Annotated in this window: 18 protein-coding genes; 2 read left to right on the forward strand and 16 right to left on the reverse strand. The window is 65.2% G+C overall.

The features are described from left to right. Together VGO12_RS04425 and VGO12_RS04430 are read left to right on the forward strand one after the other, a co-directional pair. A partial coding sequence (locus VGO12_RS04425; RefSeq protein WP_327511508.1) for a TOBE-like domain-containing protein occupies positions 1-250 on the forward strand: 250 nt, incomplete at its 5' end. 189 nt (positions 251-439) lie between these two features. Next, positions 440-1,807, forward strand: coding sequence for an FAD-binding oxidoreductase (locus VGO12_RS04430; RefSeq protein ID WP_327511509.1), 1,368 nt, complete (start codon positions 440-442; stop codon positions 1,805-1,807). 45 nt (positions 1,808-1,852) lie between these two features. On the opposite strand, the gene VGO12_RS04435 is transcribed toward VGO12_RS04430, so the two are convergent. From VGO12_RS04435 to VGO12_RS04510, 16 genes are all read right to left on the reverse strand, one after another. Continuing rightward, positions 1,853-2,362 (reverse strand): RES family NAD+ phosphorylase, encoded by a 510-nt coding sequence (locus VGO12_RS04435; protein ID WP_327511510.1) that lies wholly within the window; start codon positions 2,360-2,362, stop codon positions 1,853-1,855. Further along, a complete protein-coding gene (locus VGO12_RS04440; RefSeq protein ID WP_327511511.1) occupies positions 2,362-2,733 on the reverse strand; it encodes an antitoxin Xre/MbcA/ParS toxin-binding domain-containing protein in 372 nt (123 codons plus the stop codon). The genes VGO12_RS04435 and VGO12_RS04440 overlap by 1 nt, the downstream gene beginning before the upstream one ends. A 71-nt stretch (positions 2,734-2,804) precedes the next feature. Continuing rightward, the gene (locus tag VGO12_RS04445; RefSeq protein ID WP_327511512.1) at positions 2,805-3,590 is read right to left on the reverse strand and encodes a crotonase/enoyl-CoA hydratase family protein; all 786 of its coding nucleotides are present in this window, start codon (positions 3,588-3,590) and stop codon (positions 2,805-2,807) included. Then, positions 3,587-4,456 carry a hydroxymethylglutaryl-CoA lyase gene (locus VGO12_RS04450; protein ID WP_327511513.1) on the reverse strand — a complete coding sequence of 290 codons (870 nt, stop codon included), beginning with the start codon at positions 4,454-4,456 and terminating at the stop codon, positions 3,587-3,589. The genes VGO12_RS04445 and VGO12_RS04450 overlap by 4 nt, the downstream gene beginning before the upstream one ends. Beyond that, positions 4,453-6,441 (reverse strand): acetyl/propionyl/methylcrotonyl-CoA carboxylase subunit alpha, encoded by a 1,989-nt coding sequence (locus VGO12_RS04455; RefSeq protein WP_327511514.1) that lies wholly within the window; start codon positions 6,439-6,441, stop codon positions 4,453-4,455. Before VGO12_RS04455 ends, VGO12_RS04450 begins: the two co-directional genes overlap by 4 nt. Positions 6,442-6,455: 14 nt before the next feature. Then, positions 6,456-6,839: a RidA family protein gene (locus VGO12_RS04460; RefSeq protein ID WP_327511515.1), complete on the reverse strand. Its 384-nt coding sequence runs from the start codon at positions 6,837-6,839 to the stop codon at positions 6,456-6,458. A gap of 9 nt (positions 6,840-6,848) precedes the next feature. Next, the gene (locus VGO12_RS04465; RefSeq protein WP_327511516.1) at positions 6,849-8,456 is read right to left on the reverse strand and encodes a carboxyl transferase domain-containing protein; all 1,608 of its coding nucleotides are present in this window, start codon (positions 8,454-8,456) and stop codon (positions 6,849-6,851) included. A 45-nt stretch (positions 8,457-8,501) separates the two neighbouring features. After that, a complete protein-coding gene (locus VGO12_RS04470; protein WP_327511517.1) occupies positions 8,502-9,665 on the reverse strand; it encodes an isovaleryl-CoA dehydrogenase in 1,164 nt (387 codons plus the stop codon). 301 nt (positions 9,666-9,966) lie between these two features. Beyond that, positions 9,967-12,138, reverse strand: coding sequence for a cellulose synthase (locus VGO12_RS04475; protein ID WP_327511518.1), 2,172 nt, complete (start codon positions 12,136-12,138; stop codon positions 9,967-9,969). Further along, positions 12,135-13,184 carry a glycosyl hydrolase family 8 gene (locus VGO12_RS04480; RefSeq protein ID WP_327511519.1) on the reverse strand — a complete coding sequence of 350 codons (1,050 nt, stop codon included), beginning with the start codon at positions 13,182-13,184 and terminating at the stop codon, positions 12,135-12,137. The genes VGO12_RS04475 and VGO12_RS04480 overlap by 4 nt, the downstream gene beginning before the upstream one ends. Beyond that, complete coding sequence (locus tag VGO12_RS04485; RefSeq protein ID WP_327511520.1) at positions 13,181-15,511, reverse strand: cellulose biosynthesis cyclic di-GMP-binding regulatory protein BcsB; 2,331 nt, start codon at positions 15,509-15,511, stop codon at positions 13,181-13,183. The genes VGO12_RS04480 and VGO12_RS04485 overlap by 4 nt, the downstream gene beginning before the upstream one ends. Beyond that, entirely contained in the window at positions 15,511-17,688 is a 2,178-nt protein-coding gene (gene bcsA / locus VGO12_RS04490) for a UDP-forming cellulose synthase catalytic subunit (RefSeq protein ID WP_327511521.1), read from the reverse strand. The genes VGO12_RS04485 and bcsA overlap by 1 nt, the downstream gene beginning before the upstream one ends. A gap of 109 nt (positions 17,689-17,797) precedes the next feature. After that, the gene (gene bcsN, locus VGO12_RS04495; RefSeq protein WP_327511522.1) at positions 17,798-18,787 is read right to left on the reverse strand and encodes a cellulose biosynthesis protein BcsN; all 990 of its coding nucleotides are present in this window, start codon (positions 18,785-18,787) and stop codon (positions 17,798-17,800) included. A 131-nt stretch (positions 18,788-18,918) separates the two neighbouring features. Continuing rightward, on the reverse strand, positions 18,919-19,614 hold the full coding sequence (locus VGO12_RS04500; RefSeq protein ID WP_414650673.1) for a class II aldolase/adducin family protein: 696 nt from the start codon (positions 19,612-19,614) through the stop codon (positions 18,919-18,921). Beyond that, positions 19,611-21,080 carry an FGGY family carbohydrate kinase gene (locus VGO12_RS04505; protein WP_327511524.1) on the reverse strand — a complete coding sequence of 490 codons (1,470 nt, stop codon included), beginning with the start codon at positions 21,078-21,080 and terminating at the stop codon, positions 19,611-19,613. The genes VGO12_RS04500 and VGO12_RS04505 overlap by 4 nt, the downstream gene beginning before the upstream one ends. A 47-nt stretch (positions 21,081-21,127) precedes the next feature. Further along, positions 21,128-21,976, reverse strand: a complete 849-nt coding sequence (locus VGO12_RS04510; protein ID WP_327511600.1) for a sugar phosphate isomerase/epimerase — start codon at positions 21,974-21,976, stop codon at positions 21,128-21,130.

The raw sequence follows: 21,976 nt of genomic DNA on the forward strand, positions 1-21,976 counted from the left end.
CGCCAGCCGCCGCGTCGCCGGCACCCGCCATCTCGAGCTCGAGCTCGGCCGCAACCATCCCCATGTCGAGATCGAACTGCCGCCAGAACGCGCCAATGCCGGAGAACACAGCCGCATCGCCTTCAGGCCGACAAAGTGGAAACTGTTCAGGGACCACGCGACAGCAACGACCCCGGTGCGGCGGGACGTGGCGAGCAATGTCGAGAACGCGGCAGCCGAGCCTTTCGAGCTCGCACGCACGGGAACCTGATCCACGCTCGACGCGGTGCGTCCGACGCGCCATGAACCTTCGGACGCGCCAGAGCATATTCTACTCCCGCGACATGCCGGCAAAGAATGGCCACCACGTCGCCGTCCGGATATCGGATTGGCGGAAGATGCGTTAAGCAGAACCGCCCGCGGCCGATGTTCGGTCCTGCGGCGACGGGAGACGCGTTCCATGACCATCGTCGACGACCTCAAGCAAGCCCTCGGCGAGATCGTGCTGACCGGCGCCGACATCGGCGAGCGGTACCGCAGTGACGCCAGCCTCACCGGCCGCGCGCTGCCGAAAGCCGTCATTCGTCCGACAAGCAGTGAAGAGATCGCCACAGGCCTTCGCCTGTGCAACGACCGCGGCCAGGCGGTCGTTGCACAGGGCGGCATGACCGGCCTTGCCGGCGGCGCCAACGCCGGAGGCGACGCGATCGCAATTTCGCTCGAACGTTTCACGGGCATTGAAGAGATCGACGCGCAGGCGGGAACGATGACCGTGCGCGCCGGCACGCCGCTCGAAGTCGCCCAGCGCGCGGCCGAAGACGCCGGCTTCCTGCTGCCGATCGATCTCGGCGCCCGCGGCTCCTGCCAGATCGGCGGCAATATCGCCACCAATGCCGGCGGCATCCGCGTGCTTCGCCACGGCGTCGCCCGCGACAACGTGCTCGGCCTCGAAGTCGTGCTCGCCGACGGCACGATCGTCTCGTCGCTGAACAAGATGATCAAGAACAACACCGGCTACGATCTCCGGCAGTATTTCGTCGGCTCCGAGGGAACGCTTGGCGTGATCACCCGCGCCGTGCTTCGTCTGCGGCCGCTGCCGGCCGGCCGGTTGACGGCACTTTGCGCGCTCGACAGCTATGAAAAGGTCGTTTCCTTCCTTTCTCGATGCCAGCGCGGATTGCCCGGCCTTTCTGCTTTCGAAGCGATGTGGGAGACCTATTTCCGCTTCAACGCCGAGGCGGAGAAACAGCGGCTTTTCAGCGAGGTCCCGCCCTTCGCGGTGATCGTCGAGCAAGACGTCATGGAGAACGGCAGCGCCGTGCGCGAAGCCTTCGAAGCCTTCCTTGGCGCGGCCCTCGAAGACGAGATTATCAGCGACGCCCTGATCGCCCAGTCGGAGAAGGAGAGCCGGGCGTTCTGGAGCGTGCGCGAAGGCCACGCGATGGACAGCCAGTTGCCGGCGCTCGTCAATCTCGACGTCAGCCTGCCGATCGGCGATATCGGCCGCTTCGCCGACGAATGCGGCGAGGCGCTGTCTGCGCGTTTCCCGGTCGCCCATGTCTCCTTCTTCGGCCATGTCGCCGACAGCAACCTGCATATCGCCTTTTCCGATACCGGCGACGATGCCGAGACGCCGCATATCGTGGACGGCATCGTCTACGAGATCGTGCGCCGCTATCGCGGCTCGATCTCGGCCGAACACGGCATCGGCACGCTGAAACGGGATTTCCTCGACCATTCGCGCAGCCCCGCCGAACTCGACCTCATGCGGCGGATCAAGCACGCGCTCGATCCGAACGGCATCCTCAATCCGGGCAAGGTGCTTTAGGCAGCCCCGAAAGGATCCCGTTCGTTTTTCAGGCTCCTCGGGGTATCAGAGCCAGGACGCCGGCGTCTTCGGCAGGCGGCCCTCGGGATCGACGACCTTCAATTCGGCGCCCTCGCCCGCATTCCAGCACCAGAGCGCAACGCAGGTCCCGCCCGGCGACATGAACGACGGACAGACGAGGCCGTCGAATCCTCTTGCGGCGAGCTCTGCTTGAAGGCGATGCGTCTCCGGCACAAGGCCGCGGTCGAGCGCGTCACGCCATTCGCAACGGTGGATCTCCGCGGTGACGCCAAAGGCGGCCAGCGTCTCCGGCTTCGTCAGATCGGCGAGCCGCGCATAACGCAGTTCAAGCTGGGCGATCAGCGCCGGATGCTGGACGAAACCTTGATTGTATTCGGCCCAGGCGGTGGACAGTTCACGGGCCGCATAGATCGTCTGCCCGCCCACGGGGTTCCAACGCCCGCCGAACCGCGCCGCCCCCTCACCGGAGAGCGGCGCATGCGCCCAACGCGGGACATAGGCGCGCCACAGCAGCACCGCCGCACTGTCCGCCATCAGGCGTAGACGCCGGAACGCACCGCTTCGAGATAGGCAAGAACCTTGTCGGCCTTGCCTTCGCCGACGAGGTCATAGGCCGTCTTGCCGGCCCAGCCCGGGATCGGCTGGTGCTTGAACCAGATGACCGCGCGACTGTCGTCTCCCGCCATCTCGCCGGCCATGGCAAGGATGCGCACGACGCCGCTCAGGGCCGCATCGACCTTGCGGGCGCTCGACTTTGCCGTCAGCGTGTTGCGGGCCACGCCAATGAGCTTTGCGAGTTCGGCCAGCGTTACGCCAAGCCGCTCCGAAACCACCCGGGCAGACAGGAACGACGATCGGCTCTCGCCGTAATCGGCGGCGGAAATGTTGAAACTGACGGCAGTCATGGCACGATCCGATCTTATTTTGATCACCATGCATTCAAAGTAGGATCAAAACTCGCTCAAATCAAGGAAGGCTACTGCCGCCATGCGGGTTCCCGCTTGTCGAAGAAGGCGCCGACGCCCTCCCTGGCCTCGTCGGTCTCCCAGCAGTCTGCAAGCTGCTCGATCGTCGCTGCAATCGTTGCTGCCGTTATCGGAGCGCCCAGAGAACGGGCAAGGCGCTTGGCCCGGCCGGCGGCCTCGGGCGCAACAGCGAGATAGGGCTCGATCTCCGCTTCAACCGCGACGTCGAGCGCGTCGGCCGCAACCGCGGCGGTAACCAAACCTAAGCTGCGCGCTTCTTCGGCGCCAAACAGCCGGGCCGACATGAACAGCGGCCGCGCCCTGCCCTCGCCGATGCGCGCAACGACATAGGGGCTGATGGTGGCCGGGATCAGCCCGAGACGGGTTTCGGTCAGTCCGAACCTGGCGTCGAGGGACGCGATCGCCGCATCGCAGACGCTCATCAGACCGACGCCGCCACCAAAGGCGTTGCCGTGCACGCGCCCGATCACCGGCTTGGCGATATCGTTCAGCGCCTTGAACATCATCGCCAGGCGGGTTGCCTCGGCAATGCGGGTTGCCCGATCCGCATCGAACTGTTCGCGCATCCAGCCGAGATCGCCGCCGGCGCAGAAGCTGCGGCCCTCGCCCTCAAGGACGACGACCCGGACGGCGCGATCGGACGACAAGGTCTCGGCCGCATCCGTCAACTCGCCGATCATCTGCGCGGACAGTGCGTTGTGCTTTTGCGGCAGCGCCAGCGTCAGCCGCACAACGCCGCGGGCGTCGGTCGCAACCCGAATCGTCTCAAAAGTCATTGCCCGCTCCTCAAACTCCGCGCGAAGGCCGCCGCCTGTTCCAGCTTCGCCGGATCCAGGCCCGTCGAAAAACCCTTGGCCGCGACGAAGGCGTTGACGGCAAGCGTATCGACATTGCCGGCAGCACCCGGTGCATAGGGGCAGCCGCCGAGACCACCGGCGGAGGCATCGAAGACCCTCAAGCCCCGATCGAGCGAAACCGCGATGTTGTCGAGCGCCCGTCCGGACGTGTCGTGAAAATGCCCCGCGAGATTCTCCGGCGAAACGTCCTCAAGCACCCGCGCAAGCATCGCATCCACCGCTTCAGGCGTGCCCCGCCCGATCGTGTCGCCGAGGCTGATCTCGTAGCAGCCGAGCGCATTGAGCAGGCCTGCCACATAGGCCGTGCTTGCCGGCGCGATCGCGCCCTCATAGGGACACTCGACGACGCAGCTCACATAGCCGCGCAGCAACAGCCCCCGTTCCCGGCAGATGTCGGCGACCGGCCGGAAGCGCTCGATGCTTTCGGCGATCGAGCAATTGATGTTCTTTTGCGAGAAGGTCTCGGATGCGGAGGCGAAGATCGCCACCTCGTCGGCACCGGCTTCGATGGCTGCCTCGAGACCACGCAGATTGGGCGTCAGCACTGCATAGCGCGTGCCCGGGCGACGGCGGATGCCGGCCATGACGTCTGCCGCGTCGGCCATCTGCGGCACCCATTTCGCACTGACGAAGCTTGTCACCTCGATGCGCTCGTAACCGCAGTCGGAAAGCAGGTCGACAAGACGTATCTTGTCGGGCGTCCCGACAAGACGGCTTTCGTTCTGCAGCCCGTCGCGCGGCGCCATCTCGACGATCGTCACATGCCCGCGCATCGTTGCGCTCATTGCGCGCTCTCCGGCTGCAGCATCATCAGCACGGTCCCGGCGCTGACCTGGTTGCCTTCGGCGACGTGCACCGCTTCGATGACCCCAGCGCGCGGAGCCGACAGCGTGATCTCCATTTTCATCGCCTCCATCACCGCCAGGGATTGCCCCTTGGACACGCTGTCGCCGGGGCGGACCTGAATGAGCTTGACGATGCCGGGCATCGGCGCCGTCACATCGTCGTCGGCAACCTCGCTGGAAGGACCGCCGGCAAGGGCGTCGTGCAAACCAAGGACATGGGTTTCGCCATCGAAAAACAGGGTGATCTGTTGCCCGTCGCGCAGGAAGCGGAACACGTGCTGCGTGCCTGAAATCTCGGCGCGAGCGCCATCCTTGAAGCGTTCGAGGATGACGACCGGCAACGCAGCACTTCCCGTATGCACTGCGAACTGGTCGTAGCCGCGGGCCGCAAGCGCCACCGTCGCCTGCCCGCCCGCGTGCGTGATCGTAACGCTCCGGGCAGCATCGCCCCAGATCTGCCAGTGACCAAGCGTCAACCACGGATCGTCGGAGACTTGCCGCTGCAAGGCGTCCATCGCAATGATCGCCGCCAGCGCCAGAGCCGCGTCGCCAGGGACGCGTGGCGCTGTCAGTTCACCGATCGCGCGATCGATCAGGCCGGTATCCGGGCGACCGGCGCGGAAGTCCGGCTCCGCCGAGAGACGCGCCAGAAAGTCGAGGTTGGTGATCGTGCCGCCGATGCGGCAGGCCCTAAGGGCGTCTTCGAGCTTTGCCAGCGCTGTCGAGCGGTTCGGTCCATGAACGATGAGCTTGGCGATCAGCGGGTCGTAGAAAGGCGTGATCCGGTCGCCCTCTCTGACGCCGGCATCGACGCGCACGCCCTCGGCCGGAAAACTCAAGGTCGTCAGCCGGCCCGTCGCCGGCAGGAAGCCGCGGGACGGATCCTCGGCATAGATCCGCGCCTCGAAAGCCCAGCCATCGATGGCGATTTCGCTCTGGCGCTTGGGCAGCGCCTCGCCGGCGGCGGCGCGCAACTGCCATTCGACGAGATCGATGCCGGTGATCGCTTCGGTAACCGGATGTTCGACCTGCAGCCGGGTGTTCATCTCCATGAAATAGAACTGGTCGGGCCAGAGCCCGTTGGTGACGTCGGCGATGAACTCGACGGTGCCCGCACCGACATAACCGATCGCCTGCGCGGCTCTCACCGCCGCTTCGCCCATCGCGCGGCGCACCTCCGCGGTCATGCCCGGGGCCGGCGCCTCCTCGATCACCTTCTGGTGGCGACGCTGCAGCGAGCAGTCGCGCTCGTAAAGATGCAGGATGTTGCCGTGGCGGTCGCCGAACACCTGAACCTCGATGTGCCGCGGCTTCGTCAGGTACTTTTCGATCAGCACCGAGCCGTCGCCGAAGGCGGCTTCGGCTTCGCGCCGCGCCGCCTCGAGCGCGGCTGCAAATTCGGCGGCATCGTCGACCCGCCGCATGCCCTTGCCGCCACCGCCTGCCCGCGCCTTGATCAGCACCGGATATCCGATGTCAGCGGCCTCGCCGGCGAGAAAATCGACATCCTGCCGTTCGCCGTGATAGCCGGGAACGACGGGCACGCCGGATTGCTCCATCAGCGCCTTGGCGGCATCCTTCAGTCCCATGGCCCGGATCGCCCGCGCCGAGGGACCGATGAAGGTCATGCCGGCCGCCTCGACGGCATCGGCAAAATCGGCGTTCTCCGACAGGAAGCCGTAACCCGGATGAACGGCATCCGCTCCAACTGACTTGGCGGCCGCGATGATACGCTCGATCGAGAGGTAGCTTTCGAGTGCTGCCGGCGGGCCGATGCGGACCGCCTCGTCGGCAAGCGCCACGTGCAGGGCGCCGACGTCGGCATCGGAATAGACCGCGACCGTGCGGATGCCCATGCGCCTGGCGGTGCGCATTACCCGGCAGGCGATTTCACCGCGATTGGCAATCAGGAGTTTGGAAAACATCGGCATCTCCGGACCTACTGAGCCGCGATCACATCGATTTCGAGCAACCAGCCGGCATCGAAGATTCCGGCGATCGCGACTGTCATGGCGGGTGCGAGCGCGCCCAGATACTCCGCGCGTGCCGCGCGGTTCGCCATTGCGTGCTCCCGGTCGGCAAGCAGGACCGTCACCTTGACGATATCGGCCTTCGTCATGCCGGCCACCGTCAATTGCGCGTCGACATTCGCCCAGACCTGGCGCGCCTGCGCTTGGAACCCTTCCGGCACCACATCTTCCGCCGTGAGCGGCACCTGGCCGCTGACAAAGACCAGGCGATCGAACCCTTCAAGGCGCACGGCTTGCGAATAACCGCCGCGGGGTTGGGGTGCATTCCTGGCGTTGATGTTCTCGCGCTTCATCCGCTATCCCTACATTCTGAAAAGGCCGAAGCGCGTATCCTCGATCGGCGCATTCAGCGCCGCCGAGAGCGAAAGGCCGAGCACGTCGCGCGTCTTGCGCGGATCGACCACGCCATCGTCCCAGAGCCGTGCCGAGGCATAGAGCGGATGGCTCTGGCGTTCGAAGAGATCGAGGATCGGCTGGCGGAAACGCGCCTCGTCCTCGTCGTTCCAGGGTGTCCCGGCCCGCTTCAGCGCCTCGCTGCGCACCGTCGTCAGGACGCCAGCCGCCTGCTCGCCGCCCATCACGGAGATGCGGCTGTTCGGCCAGGTCCACAGGAACCGCGGCGAGAACGCGCGGCCGCACATGCCGTAGTTGCCGGCGCCGAACGAGCCGCCGACCAGCATCGTCACCTTCGGAACCTGCGCCGTCGCCACCGCCGTCACCAGCTTGGCGCCGTGCTTGGCAATGCCTTCGGTCTCGTATTTCCGCCCGACCATGAAGCCGGTAATGTTCTGCAGGAAGACGAGCGGGATCTTGCGCTGGGCGCAAAGCTCGACGAAATGCGCGCCTTTCACGGCGGATTCCGAAAACAGCACGCCGTTGTTGGCGACGATGCCGACCGGGATGCCGTGCAAATGGGCAAAACCGCAGACGAGGGTCGTGCCGTAACGCGCCTTGAACTCGTCGAAGCGGGATCCGTCGACGACGCGGGCGATGACCTCGCGGATATCGTAGGGCGTGCGCAGGTCGGAGGGCACGATGCCGGCGATCTCTTGCGGATCGTAAAGCGGTGGCTCCGGTGTGGCCAGTTCGACCGTGCGCGGCTTGTGGCGGTTGAGTGCCGCGACGGCTCGGCGGGCGAGCGCCAGCGCGTGAGCGTCGTCGCGCGCCAGATGATCGGCCACGCCCGAGAGGCGGGTGTGCACGTCGGCACCGCCGAGATCCTCGGCCGAGACGACTTCCCCGGTCGCCGCCCGGACGAGCGGCGGACCGGCAAGGAAGATCGTGCCCTGCCCTTCGACGATGATGGTCTCGTCGGACATCGCCGGCACATAGGCGCCGCCGGCCGTGCACGAGCCCATGACGACGGCGATCTGCGGAATGCCGGCGGCCGACATGTTGGCCTGGTTGTAGAAGATCCGGCCGAAGTGGTCCCGGTCAGGAAAGACCTCGTCCTGGTTCGGCAGATTGGCGCCGCCGGAATCGACCAGGTAGATGCACGGCAGCCGGTTCTCGGCCGCGATTTCCTGCGCGCGCAAATGCTTCTTCACCGTCAGCGGATAGTAGGTGCCGCCTTTGACGGTCGGATCGTTGCAGACGATCATGCATTCCCGACCCGAAACCCGGCCGACGCCGGTGATGAGGCCAGCTGCCGGCGCATCGCCGTTGTACATGCCATGTGCTGCGGTCATCCCCACTTCGAGGAAGGGCGTCGCCGGATCGATCAGGCCCGCCACCCGGTCGCGCGGCAGAAGCTTGCCGCGGCTGACATGGCGTTCGCGTGCCACGTCTCCGCCACCGGCTGCCGCCAGTTTCACGGCGTCCTCGATCGTCGCGATCGCCTCGGCCATCGCCGACTGGTTGGCCTTGAAGGTATCGGAGGACGGGGTGATGTGAGATTTCAGAACGGTCATGAAGTCCTCATTGGATCGAATTCGGCCGCTTTCGTCTCAGTCTGGCTAGCGCGTCTCGGTAAACAGCTCGCGCCCGATCAGCATGCGACGGATCTCGCTGGTGCCCGCGCCGATCTCATAGAGCTTGGCGTCGCGCAGCAACCGCCCCGCCGGATAGTCGTTGGTGTAGCCGTTGCCGCCGAGCGCCTGGATCGCCTCGAGCGCCAGCGCCGTCGCCTTCTCGGCCGCATAAAGGATGCAGCCGGCCGCATCCTTGCGCGTCGTCTCGCCGCGGTCTGCGGCAGCCGCCACCGCATAGACATAGGCGCGCGCCGCATTCGCGGTCACATACATGTCCGCGAGCTTGCCCTGCATCAGCTGGAATTCACCGATCGCCTGGCCGAACTGCTTGCGCTCGTGCAGATAGGGGACGACGACATCGAGGCAGGCCGCCATGATGCCGAGCGGCCCCGCGGAAAGCACGACGCGCTCATAATCGAGACCGGACATCAGTACCCGGACGCCGCCGCCGACGGTACCGAGAACGTTTTCCTCCGGGACCTCGCAATTCTCGAAGATCAGCTCGCAGGTGTTGGAGCCGCGCATGCCGAGCTTGTCGAGCTTCTGCCCCGTCGAAAAGCCGGCGAAGCCCTTCTCGACGAGAAACGCGGTGATGCCGCGCGGTCCGGCCGTCGGATCGGTCTTGGCGTAGACGACGAGAACGTCTGCATCCGGCCCGTTGGTGATCCACATCTTGTTGCCGTTGAGGACATAGCGATCGCCGCGCTTGTCAGCCCTGAGCGTCATCGACACGACATCCGAGCCTGAGCCCGGCTCGGACATCGCCAGGGCGCCCACATGTTCGCCGGAGATCAGCTTCGGCAGATAGCGGGCCTTCTGGTCGTCGTTGCCGTTGCGGTTGATCTGGTTGACGCAAAGGTTGGAGTGCGCTCCGTAGCTGAGGCCGACCGAAGCCGAGGCGCGGCTGATCTCCTCCATCGCCACGCAGTGGGCAAGATAGCCCATCTCGGCACCGCCATAGGCTTCGCCGGCGGTAATTCCGAGCAGGCCGAGATCGCCCATCTCGCGCCAGAGCGGCATCGGGAACGCATTGTTGCGATCGGTCTCGTCCGCCAGTGGCGCGATCCGCTCGGCCGCAAACCGCCGCACCGTCTCGCGCAATGCCTCGATGTCCTCACCGAGCGCGAAGCTCAAGCCGCCCTGAAACATGTGCTGTCCTCCCTCGTTCCGGGCTGCGCGGTCTCCTCCCACACAGGCCGGACGATATCGTTCCATCCTCTACGCGGATCGTCGTGAATGCAATGATATCAACGCCCGCGGTCCTTCGGACGATAGCACCGCGTTTCGCTAATTTCCTTCCAAAGAGCGGGGAAGCCAAGCACGATATGAAAATACGCGAGCGGCTATCGATTGCATCCTGTGCGCGAGGCGCCCGACGGACAGGCGCCGCGGCAAGACCAATCGTTCCGTTCATCGGCAGGCGGACGCACGTTTGAGCGTCGGCTGCGGTTTACTTGTTAGGCCAGATTTCCTGGGTTTTGGTAACGGCGCTCAGCCCTTTCATGGCATCGCGGTTACCGGTCGCCGCCAGCGCCTCGAAGATCCGGCGCGCCTCGTCGAAATATTTGAGGTTCATGTAGGCGTAGCCGCGCAGAACCATCAGGTCCTGGCGACGGTTGGACGTCTGGCCGAGCTGGTCGAGGAACAGGATGGTTTCGCGATAGCGCTTGGCATCGAAGGCGGCAATGGCTCGGTCAGCCAGGATCGCGGTCTGCAGTTCTTCCGTCCTGCCGCGGTTCTGCTTCGACCTGGTGGCCGAAACGGCGGCCTTGTTGGTGAGGCCGGCACGCAGATACGCAAGGCTTTGGCCGTAGGCAGCGTCTTCGCGCATCTGGGACGCTGGGGCTTGCAGGGCAACCTCGAACGCCTCGGCCGCTTCAAGCGGGCGATTGAGGTCCATCAGGCACCAGCCGCGGGCCAACGCAGCCTGCGGCGCAAGGCTGGCAGGATTGATCGTCGTGCGGCAACCCGTCCCGCTGCGCACGGCCTTTTGAGCGACGCCGCCCGTGCGCGGCCTCTGGGCGACCGGTTGTTCAACCATCTCCGTCACCACCGTTGTGCGGGTGGGCGTCTGCGGCTGGAACGGCAACGCCTCGACTGTGGGAACCCGATCGCGATCGACCTCCTCGAGCTTCTCCTTGACCTCGCCCAGGCGGGCGATGCGTTCGGACCGACCCGACCACAGGCGCTGGATTGCAACCACGCCGTCCTTGTCCCCCAGCTGGTCGCGGCTGAGCGCGAGACCGTAAGCGGATGGTTCGTCGTCGGGCTTCCAGTTGAGCGCCGTGGTAAACCATTGCGCGGCGGTCGCCGGCTGATTGAGCGCGCGGGCATACCAGCCGAACTGCTGGGCCGTGGCCGGATCACGGCCCTTCATCGTCTCCCCGGCGATGCGTGTGAGCACCGCTGCATCGAGAGCCACCGGCGGATCGATCGCCAGAAGGTTGGCAGTCGCCGCGAAATAGGTGGCGAGCGCATCGGGCGAACTGTCGCGCCACGGATAGAGAACGGCCTCGGCCTCGAGCGGCGCCTTGCGTGCGATCAACGTCAGCGCCAGCCCCTGCGAGGCGGAGGCGGAATCCTCCTTGTCATGGGCCCGCCGGAACCATTGCTCGGCAGCGCTCATGTTGTCACGGCGCAGCTGATACCAGCCAAGCAGCAGAGCGTCGCTCGCGGTGCCCCCCGTTTCGGCCAGCTTCTCGACCCGTTGAACATATTTGGGATCGACGGCAAGTGCCTTGTCCGCGTCGCCTTCGGCAACGAAGCGGCGCGCCAGATCGTCGCGAATGCTCTCGAACTCCGGCACGCCTTCCGGCGTCGTGCGCTCGTAGGCAAGCAGATCCTGGAGCGTGGCATAGGGCAGGACCGACGATGCCTTCTGTACGGTTGCAAGCCGTTCCGGTGCGTTCTCGCAATTCTTCAGCACGTAGAGGTAGGCGTCGCGGGCGCGCTCCGGTCGCTTGGTCTCGGCAAAGGCGTTGGCGACATGCCAGAGCACGTCCACCTCAGAGCAGGTCAGCAGGCTCGGCGTGCTTGCGGCAACCGAGATGACGGTCTCGTACTGCTTGAGCTCGGAAGCGTTGACCAGCCGGGCCCTCGCCTCGGCGACATTGAGGCGCTCAAGCAGGTCCGATGGCGGCTGCCAGGCGGCCTCCTTCGACTGCCGCTCGGCGATCGCCTTGCGGACTTCGGCGTAGCGCCCTTCCGAATAGAGCCGCCACATGGTCTCAAGCGCGACGTCGTTGTTGCGCGGCACCGCCAGCGGATCGGAGGGAGGAACCCAATCAGGATAAAGGGATCGCAGCCGCGAAATTTCCGCCTGCAACCGGGCCGTATCGCCCTTGGCGGCGAAGTAGCGGAGCGCCGATTCGTCGACGACGGGCTTGGCCTTGTCGTTCGCCGCGTCGTCCGCAGGCTTCTCCGCCTGGGCCACTTCGGTGAACTGCGGCGCTGGGCCCGGGGTGCCCTGCCCGATCGAGCCGGAGACGAGCGTTGCCGATTCCGGTTGCTGCAAGTTCTTGAAATTGTTCCGATCCGTGCGCAGGAACCCGCCATCGGTCAGTCCGGCAACCCCGATCGCCGTAGTCATCACAGCAGCAATGGCAACGATTGAGGATTTCATAGACACTCCGGACGTTTCTCCTTCACGTAAGACAGCCCCAGGAGGTGCAGCGTGGAAGGATAATATTGCGTCGGGCTGAACACCCTGACGCTGTCGGGTATCTTAACCCGGTCCAAGACACAGGCCAGAATATGGTTAACAAAACGATAACCGGGGTCCATCAGGCTCGATTGAACGGCGCCGGTCGTCACGTCGCTGAGCGCCAGCGCATCGCCATTGCCGACCATTCCTTTTTGCAATCTCGCCATCAAAACACGGTCGCCCATCTCCGCACGCGCCAGGTAAAGCGGTATCCGGATAGCGTTATAACCGAATTCCGCCGGAAAGCCCTGGGCCGGTTTCGGTGTGGTGCGCAGGCTCACCCAATCGGCCGGCATATTTGTAGGCCCCGACTGTGCCGCGCCAAGCAGCCACAATCCGTCGTCGGAAAGTTCTTTCCAGCGCGGTGAAGGCGCCACGCGGTCAAGGGCTGGGAAGGCCTCGAAGATCCAGTAGGACGGATTGACCACCGGACCGTCGGGACGGTCGGTCGTCCCGAAACCCGCCACCCCCGGCAAAAGCAGCGTGCGCCCGCCGTGATCGACCACCGCGTGGTCGAGAATGGCCTTGGCGATGCGCGAAGCCGCCTGACTGTAGTCGTCTCTCTGCCAGCGTTCTCCGGCAAGCGTCAGCGCATAGGCGATCAGAATATCGCCATCGGTGGCGTTGTTGATATCGATCACGTGCGGCGTTTCGGTCGGGCTCCATTTCCAGGCCGCAAGCCCGTCGTCGCGCAGCAACAGTTCGCGTCGAGTGAACGACCAGATCAGCGCGAAATCGGCCGGATTATCCGCAAGCACGGCCAGAAGCAGGCCATAGCCCTGCCCTTCGCTGTGGCTGACATTGCCGTTGCCGTCGTCGATGATCCGCCCGCCGGGATCGAGAAAGCGAGCCTTGTATGCGTCCCAATCCCCAGGGCTCACCGAACCGCTCCCTTCGGCCGCGCCCGCCGCGATCGGCACGATCAGCGCGAACAGCCCGGCAAGAAGAGCGGTCCGCCAACTCATTGGCGACGCCCCAGCCGGGTCAGCATGGATGCCGTCGCCAGCCCCAGAAGCACCGACAGCCCGATCAGCAGCAACGCGTAGACCATGATGTTGCTCGACAGCCAGTTGGCAAGGATCAGGCGATAGTTGGTGAGCGTCGGCGGCTGGGTCTGAACGAAATCGAACCCCGTGACCGGCGTGACCTCCACCTTGTCCGTGGCGGGTTCGAATGCCGAAACACGGCCTGACAGCTGCTGCCAGCGCGTGACGTCGGCGATCGCCGACGCGCCTTCGCGCAGACGCTTGGCGGTCGGCGCCGTCAGAAGCGTCCAGGTCGCGTCGTCGGTCGGATTGGCGCCTTGCGCCAAAAGGAGGCCGGCGCTTTCCGGCGGAGCATATTCCGCCTGTGCTTCGGGAAAGATCCGCAGCGAGCTCAGCGAAATGTCGAACTCCTGCTTTACCCAGGTCTGGAAGGCCGTCACCTGGTTTCGCCAGGCGCCGCCGCTGAGCCGGGTTCGCCATTCGTCGATCGCCTTCTGCGTTTCATCGGCCTGGCCGCTGTCTTCGGCATTGCCCCAGGACATCTGCCGGGTCGAATCGATGCCCACCTGCATCAGCACGGTTTTCGGCAGCTGCGGCATGGCGCCGATGAAAAGCGCATTGCGGCTGCCGGCCGCAAGCGGAGAGGTAATGAGTTCCACGGCGATCGGCCGGCCGCCGGCCACGGCAAGCCTGGCAAGGAACGTCGCGGCCGCCGACAACGTGTCCTCGTCGGCGCGATCGAGGAAGAGCGGAACCGCAGCCGCATCGGCGCGATAGGGCGCCGCGGCCCCGGAGATCGCGGCGAGGTTCGGCCGGCGGCCGATCCGCGCAAATTCCGGCATGCGCAGTTCGGAGGTGTCGAAGAGTGCAAAGCGTGGATCGTTGGAGGCGGGTGTGCCCGGTGCGCAGGCCTTGTCCGGCTCGGCAACCAGCACCGCTTCGATCTCGATCAGGTTGGGTCCCGGCTTGAAATGGCGCATCGTCACCTTGATCGGCAGGTGGCGCAGAATATCGCCGGTCACCGAGTTCAGCTGGATGGTCGATGCGATGTTGCCGTTGACGTAGATGTCGATGTGGCTGCCGGGCATAACGGCTTCGGTATAGGCGGCATCAAGCAACAGCGTCGCGTCGCCATAGGCGTCGGCGTAGAAATCCGATGGAACGGCGACTGAAAAACGGGAGCGGAAGCGCCGACCGGTAAACTCGGTGGTCTCGACCCCGAGTTCCGAGAACCTGAGGCGGGCGCTCGAGACGATCAACGGCGTTTCCGGCAACAGCCAGCGACCTGTCGCGATGACGTCGCGAGGAATGTTGCTCGGACGATCCATTGGCTGCGTGACACCTTCGATCGCTTCCTGGACCTTGGGCCAGTCCGGCCCGCTGATCACCAGGACCGATGCCTTGGATTTGGCGTCTGCGACAAACATTGCAACCGGGCCACTCGAGGCACCGTCGGGCATCCGCTCGACCAGCGGCGCCAACTCCTCGGCGGTGCCGACAAGCGCGGTGATCTGGCCGGGCTTTCCAAGCTCCGGCATGGTTTCGCTGAGCGCAAAAGCCTGCCCCGGCATCTGGCCGCGCAGCGCCAGCCCTTGAGCAAGCCGCATCAGTGCGGCCGTGCGGCTCGGCTGCTGCAGACCGGGAACGACGAGGTTGAATTGGGTTCGGCCGTGCTCGTCGAGACCGACGGCGCGCACGTCGTCAAGGCTGGAGAGCGTTGCGCTGTCGCCGGCGGCGAAGCGGATGAAGGCGCTGTCCGGCGCGATCTCCGTCCACAGCTCATAGGTCGATTCGACGGTGCAGTCGGTGCGGTGGCGCTGGCGGACCCGGAAGCGGATGTCGTTGGACCCGGCATGCAGCAGACCCGGCTTCAAATCGTAGCTGAGCGGTTCTGCCGCTTCGGCCGATCCGATCGGGCCTTCTCCGGCAAGCTCGCCGTTGACGAAAACCGAAAGCGTCGAGGCTTCCGGGGCGACGACGATCGCGTTCTGATAGGCGAAATTCAGGGTCGCGGCAGACTGAGCCTGCGCCGGCGTCAGATAGACCGACCACGTCCGCTCGTCGACCTCGCCCGTCAAGGACAGCGCGCTGTAGGGAATGATGAACCGCTTGAATGCGTCCGGGGGCCGGACCGCAGCCGCTTGCTCGACGGGCTCTGCACCTTCGGTCCCGCTCTGAGGTGGCTGCTGCACGACAGGCGCGTCCGCCGGACGTTCGCCGGACATGTCGAACGGCGACGACTGCGCCAGGGCATGCGTCGCGGCCGCAGCCAGAAGAGCGGTGAGGAGCGCGAGCGTTCTGACCATCACGCGCCCTCCTTCTGCGTCTCGGATGAGCGCAGGCTGCGCAGGAAGTAGATGAGGCCGCGGCTCGTCTGGTAGACGGCAAGCCATAGGAACCAGGCGGTGCCGCGAACAAGGCCCGGATTGCCCCGCCGCGCGCTCTGGAATTCGCTCCACTGCCGCGAATTGGCGAAGATCAGGTCGGCGACCAGGCTATGATGGCGGGCGACCTGCGGCAGGTAGCGGCAGCCGACAACGGTGATGTCGCCGGCGATTTCCTTGTTCCGGATCGCCACCGGCAGGGTTTCCGGCGCGCCGCTGCCGCTATAGGGCTCGAAACGGATCCCGCCTTCGGTGTCGGTCGGCAATGTCGCCGGGTCGATGCCATAGACCTGGACGCGCGCGCCATGGGCGGAAACGTCCTCGATCGTTGCCGGATACCACTTGTCCGCGACACCGAACTCGCAGCGACGGCTGACCTTGACGCGACGCGAGGCCGCCCGCTCTCCGCGCTCGGAGACCACGCCGAGCACGCATCCGGCCATGACCAGGTTCAAGAGGTTCCAGCCGCCGACGACGAGCGTCACGTCTGCCTTGTAGGGCTCGGTGTAGACCCTGTAGATCGTCATCAGCAGGGCGACAAAGAGCACCGCGAAGATGACGAAGAACGGCCGGCCGATTTCGGACAAACGGCTTTCCAGGATCGATTCATCCTTCGCCGTCACCTTGAAGGTCGGCCGGCTCGGTCGCAAAAGCACCGAGATGACGGCCGGCAGCAGATGCACCGTCTGCGCAAACTCGTAGAGTTCGGAAATCCACGGCCAGCGGAACGAACCGTAGAGATAGTTCTGCATCATCAGGTTCACGAGCATGTAGGCGAGCGTATAGGCGAGGAACTCGCCGCCCGACGCCGTGAAGATCTCGAGATCGAAGAACAGATAGAACAGCGGCGCGAACAGGAAGATCGTGCGCGGTATCGGGAACAGCCAGAACAGCGTCGACGACATGTAGCAGAGCCGCTGCGGGATCGACAGGCCGCCCTTGAACAGCGGGAAGCGGAAGATGAGGATCTGCATCATGCCTTGAGCCCAGCGGCTGCGCTGGCCAATGAAGCTCGCGAAGGTCGCGGGTTGCAGGCCGGCGATCAGCGGGCGGTCGACATAGATGCTGTTCCAGCCGCGACCATGAAGCGCAAGTGCGGTTTCGCAGTCCTCGGTGATGCTCATGCCGCTGAAGCCCTCGGTCTCCTCGAGCGCCTTGCGCCTGAGGACCGCGGCCGAGCCGCAGAAGAACGCGGCGTTCCACTTGTCGAGACCGCGCTGGATGATGCCGTAGAACATCTCGTTCTCGCTTGGCATCTTCTCGAAGGTTCGAAGATTGCGCTCGAGCGGGTCCGGGTTGAGGAAGAAGTGCGGCGTCTGCACCAGGAACAGCTTCGGGTCTTCTTCGAAGTAGCCGACGGTCTCGAGCAGGAAGTCGCGCGCCGGCGCGTGGTCGGCGTCGAACACGGCAATCAGTTCGCCATCGGAATGCAGCATGCCGTTGTTGAGGTTGCCGGCCTTGGCATGCACGTTGCGCTCGCGCGTGAGGTAGCGCACGCCGAGATCGTCGCAGAGCTTCTGCAGCTCGGCATTGCGCGCCGAGGCGCGCTGCGCTTCGACGAGATTGGCCGAATTGCGCTTCTGCAGCGTGCCGCCGTCATCGAGCAGCCAGACCGTCAGCTTGTCGGCGGGGTAGTCCATGGCCTTGGCCGCGGCAAGCGTGTTGGCGAGCAGCCCCGCATCCTCGTTATACGAGGGCACGAAGACGTCGACCTTCGGAAATTTGCCTTCGGAGATCGAGCTCGCCTTGCGCGGCGGCAGCGGCATCGCCACCACGAACAGGCTGAGCGACAGCATCATCACGCTGTACATTTCGGCAAGGTAGAGCAGGAAGCCGGGAATGAAGTTCTCAAGCTGGTTGAGCGGCGGCAAGGTGCTGGTCGTGCGCCAGTAGACATAGCGCAGAACAACCGCCGTGCCGAAGGCCAGCGCAATCAGCCGCCAGCGCCCGCCGGCATTGGCAAGCTTGAGCACGGCCATGAAGGTGACGATCAGAACACTGACGATCAGCTGCGTCTGAAGATTGACCGGCAGCGTAATGACGGCGATGACGCAAAGCGAGAAAAACGCCCAAGCGGCAACGGATCCGACCTTGCTCATTCATTTGCCTTCCAGCGTTCGGCGTCATGCCACTGGTATCGCTCGATCTATATTCGACCAAGTCCCCCAACCGATACCAAGGCCATAACAAAGGATGGTTAGCAGTCGATTAAGGGCATGCTCCCCCGGTCTGCTGGCCGACGCATGCAGGCACAGGCACGATCACGTTCGGGACTGTTTTCGCGTTCGTCTCCGGCTGCGGCAGCTTCGCCGTACCATCCGGCTGAGGCACGGGTATGAATGTTCCTGCGGTCGGCGCGACTACTGTCTTTTCGGTCTCGACCGGGGTCACGGCGCGAACCTCGCGGCGCGGCGCGGGCTGCGTGACCCGCCGGGTCGTCACGACAGCAACGGCCTCGGTCGGCGCCTGTTCCCGTGCGTAGACGGGGCTGCCGGTGCGGCCAAACCCGGCCTCCAGCGGCGGAGGCGCACCGTAGGGGTTCCAGGCAGGATCGCCGAACGTGCCGGTGATCGTATAGCCATAGACGGGCGCCAGCAGCTCAGCCTCGCTCGCCCCGGTCGCGCAATAGCGCAGCCTGATCTGGATGGTGCCGTAGCCCTTAAGGGGTGACCTGCGGTTTTCCGGCTGGCGGATCTGCTGCCAGGCAAAGATGCAGGCGTCGTCCGACCGGCCACGCCCGAAGGCGTAACCGAAGGGGCCGTAATTGTTCTGGAGCAGATAGGGGTTGAGCGATAGCGAGACGCCGGGAAGGGCGCGGCGCGCTTCCAGCATCATCCGGTTGTCGTGAAAGCCGGAATAGCCGCTGCTCTTCTGCTGGTCGAAATTGGTCGCCATCGGCCCGAAGAACTTGGCGCGCAGGACATTCTGGCCAGGCGTTGCCGACGAGGTGTAGAGATAGATATCCTGTTCGATCGCGTTGGTGCGACGACGTTCAATGACGTTCAGGACTGCGGGACCACCTGGCGGCGGAAGGACGAGCGCATTCTCGACGGGCACCATGGCGCTGCCGGTCGGCGTGCCGACGTCCTGACGTGTGTTGCAGCCGGCCAACAGCGTCGCCGCCGCCAGCGGCACGACAACAGCGACAGGCGCGCGCCAGCCGCTAGAGTGGCTCCGCGTCACGTCAGACGTGCCCAATCTCCGACTCAGATATCGTTGCATCATGTCTGAGCATTAGTTGATTCACCCCGTTTGGCAAACCCGCGAACGACAGGGGTCGCGGCCAAGCGCGTTGGTGGGGGCACATCTGCCACAGCGTCAACCGGCGCTCAGACGGCCGCGCGCGGGCGGGCGACATCGTTGACGCCTTCGCCATCGGGCGCCTGCCCATAGCTCATGCGACGCATCTGCGCGATCACCCGCTCCATCTCGTCATCGGGCAGGATCGGCGGCTCGCCGAGCGTCAGCGCCTGGACATACATGCGCGACAACGTCTCGACCTCGATCGCCAGCCACAGCGCCGACTCAAGCGTCTTGCCGAGCGAGATCTGGCCGTGTTGCCCGAGAAGGCACGCTGTGCGGTCTTTCAGCGCGACCAGCGCGTTGTCGGACAGCGCCTGCGTGCCGAAGGTCGCATATTTCGCACAACGGATCGTCGTGCCCCCGGCGATCCCGGTCATGTAGTGAAAGCTCGGGATCGTCTTGTGATGGCAGGCAAGCGTCGTCGCATAGATCGAATGGCAATGCAGTACGACGTTGATGTCCGGACGGTCTCTCAGGATATCGCGATGGAAACGCCATTCGGACGACGGGCGCAGGCCTGAATAGGTGCCGTCGAAATCCATCTCGACCAGATCCTCGGGCTGCATCGTCTCATAGGCGAGCGAAGACGGCGTGACCAGGAAACCGTCGTCGGTGCGCACCGAAATGTTGCCGGCCGTCCCCTGGTTGATGCCGCTCGAATTCATCCGGCAGCAGATGTTCACCATCTCGCGGCGGAGTGCCAGGATGTCGGTCTTGCTCATGTCCATGTCCTTTCGAAGTCGCGACTGGCGGTTTGAGATTTTCCGGTGCGGGTGCGTCCGCGCCACTGCGACGCGTAGACGGCAACCGCCGGGGAGAAGTTGGAAACGGCTGCCGGATCGGCGAGCGAAAGCGCTGCGGGTTCCAGACGACGCCCCTCCCGCGCAAGCAGGGCCGCACCCGAAGCGACGCCGTTGGCATCGAGGCTGTAGCGGACACGCCGGCTCGGCAGCAGTGCGGCGACGAGGCGGGCATAGAGAGGGTCGCGCAGAAAACTGCCATCGAGAACGACGAGGCGCGCCGGTCCCAGCGCCTCGACGCATTCGGCCGTCAGCAGCGCGCAATAGAGGACCGCGAGCGCCGTGCGCTCGACCGGTGTTTCCGGCGGCGGCCCGCTGATGCGGCCGCGCCCTGCGCTCGCCGGAAACAGGCCGTCGTCGTCGCCGAAGGAGGGAAGCGCCATCGTCCGCTTCGCGATCAGGTTAAGGACGACGTCGTCGGGCACTGGTGCATCCGGCGGTTCGCGTCCCGCCAGATGCTGGAACTCCCGGCCGCCCATGGTGAGCACGCCGCCGAGCGGACGGCCGTAGACGTCGCTGTTGAGCGTCATGCCGCGATGCTCGACGAGCCGGTCGAGGGCCGTCCGGCCGGAAAAACCGACGATCCAGGTTCCGGTGGAAACGACGATGAAATCGCTGAGACCCGCCGCGTGATAGCGGTAGTGGTTGAGGCTGCTGTCGTGCCCGCCTGCAAGCACGTCTAGCCCCTCAGGCAATGCGAAGCGCTTGCCAAGCTCCGGTCGGACTCTACCAAGCACCTGCCAGGCATCGGCGAAACCGGGCATCAGCCGTCGCCATCCGCGCGCGTCTACGATCGGCGCGAAGCGCCGTTCCGCGACATTCCAGAGATGCGACTGCGCCCCGAGCAGGCTCGCCTCGGAGGCGGCGACGCCGGTCAGCCGCCAGGCCCAGTATTGCGGCAGGCCGAGATACCAGCGCGCGCCTGCAACCGCATCCGGCGCGTGCTCCTGCATCCAGTAAAGCTGGCGTGCCTGGTGGGTGGCGCTGTGCATCGTCGCGCTGCCACGGTCGAAGAACGAGCCGGAAAGCGGGGCGTATCCGAGGCGGATCGCCTCGGGCAACGGCTGCTCGTAGTCGATCATCGGCAACGCCGCGCCCGCGGCGTCATCCGGATCGTCACCGACCAGCACGCCGCCGGATCCGTGTCCGGCGGCAACGAAGCTCTGGAGCGGATGGCGGCGACCAAGGTCCGCGAGGCTGGCGAAGATCCATTCGCCGAGCCCGTCGAGATCGTGATGGCGCCACGGCGGCCCTGGCAGCACCGGATTGGCGACGGTGAGCGTCTCGAGGACCACACCTTCTGATGTGACCGCGTTCAGCTTCACATTGGTCTTGCCGACATCGAGAACCGCAACCCTTCCGATATCGCCATCCGCTGCAAGTGCCATCCCGCGATCCTTTCGTCCTGATCCACGAGGCGCTGGAAGCGCCTCCCCTAGATCAATCCGTATTGCTTCGCCTTGTTCCGCAGGAACGGCAGGCCGTTGCCCATGACCTCCTCCTCGTCCCTGGCGACGGGCCGCCAGACGGCGAGGCCATAGGCGACCTCCGGCGGCATGTTGATGAAGCTCTCCATCGCGAGGCCACCCTTGAAGCCGATCGCTGAAAGCGTCGCGAAGATCTCGTCCCAGGCGCAGTTGCCGTAGCCGGGCGTGCCGCGGTCGCTCTCCGACAGGTGGATGTATTTGATGAAGTCGCGGGCATCGAGAATGCCGGTGCCGATGCCCTTCTCCTCGATGTTCATGTGGTATGTGTCGAGATGGACGAAGACGTTGTCGGCGCCGACCCGCTTGATCATGTCGACAGCCTGCCAGCCGGTGTTGATCAGGTGGTTCTCGTAACGGTTGACGGCCTCGACGCCCAGTTCGATGCCGCGGGACTTCGCGTGTTTGGCGGCGGCCTGAAGCACCCGGGCGATATTGTCGTATTCGGCTTCGGTCGGCGGTACGCCGGTGCGCTCGCCGATGCCGCCATAGATGACGCCGGACAAGGCCTCGCCGCCGAGATCGGCGGTCTTGTCGATCGCCACCTTCAGATGCTCGATCGCAGCATCCGGGCGAACCGACGCCCAGGCGCGCTCCGGCAGGCCGAGCGAGCAGACCGCGCGCAGCTTGTTCTTCTCAAGCAGCGCCTTCGTGTGGGCGGTGTCGACCGCCGGCGGATTGAGCATCGGGATCTCGATGAAATCGACGGCGTATTTCACCGCTGCGGCAACCGCGCGCTCGGCGCCGGACCGATCCCAATTCATGGTCCACATGCTCGTATGGACGCCAAAACCCTGCAT

Origin of the sequence: Ensifer sp. (assembly GCF_035999135.1) — a bacterium.
Taxonomy (GTDB): Bacteria; Pseudomonadota; Alphaproteobacteria; order Rhizobiales; family Rhizobiaceae; genus Ensifer.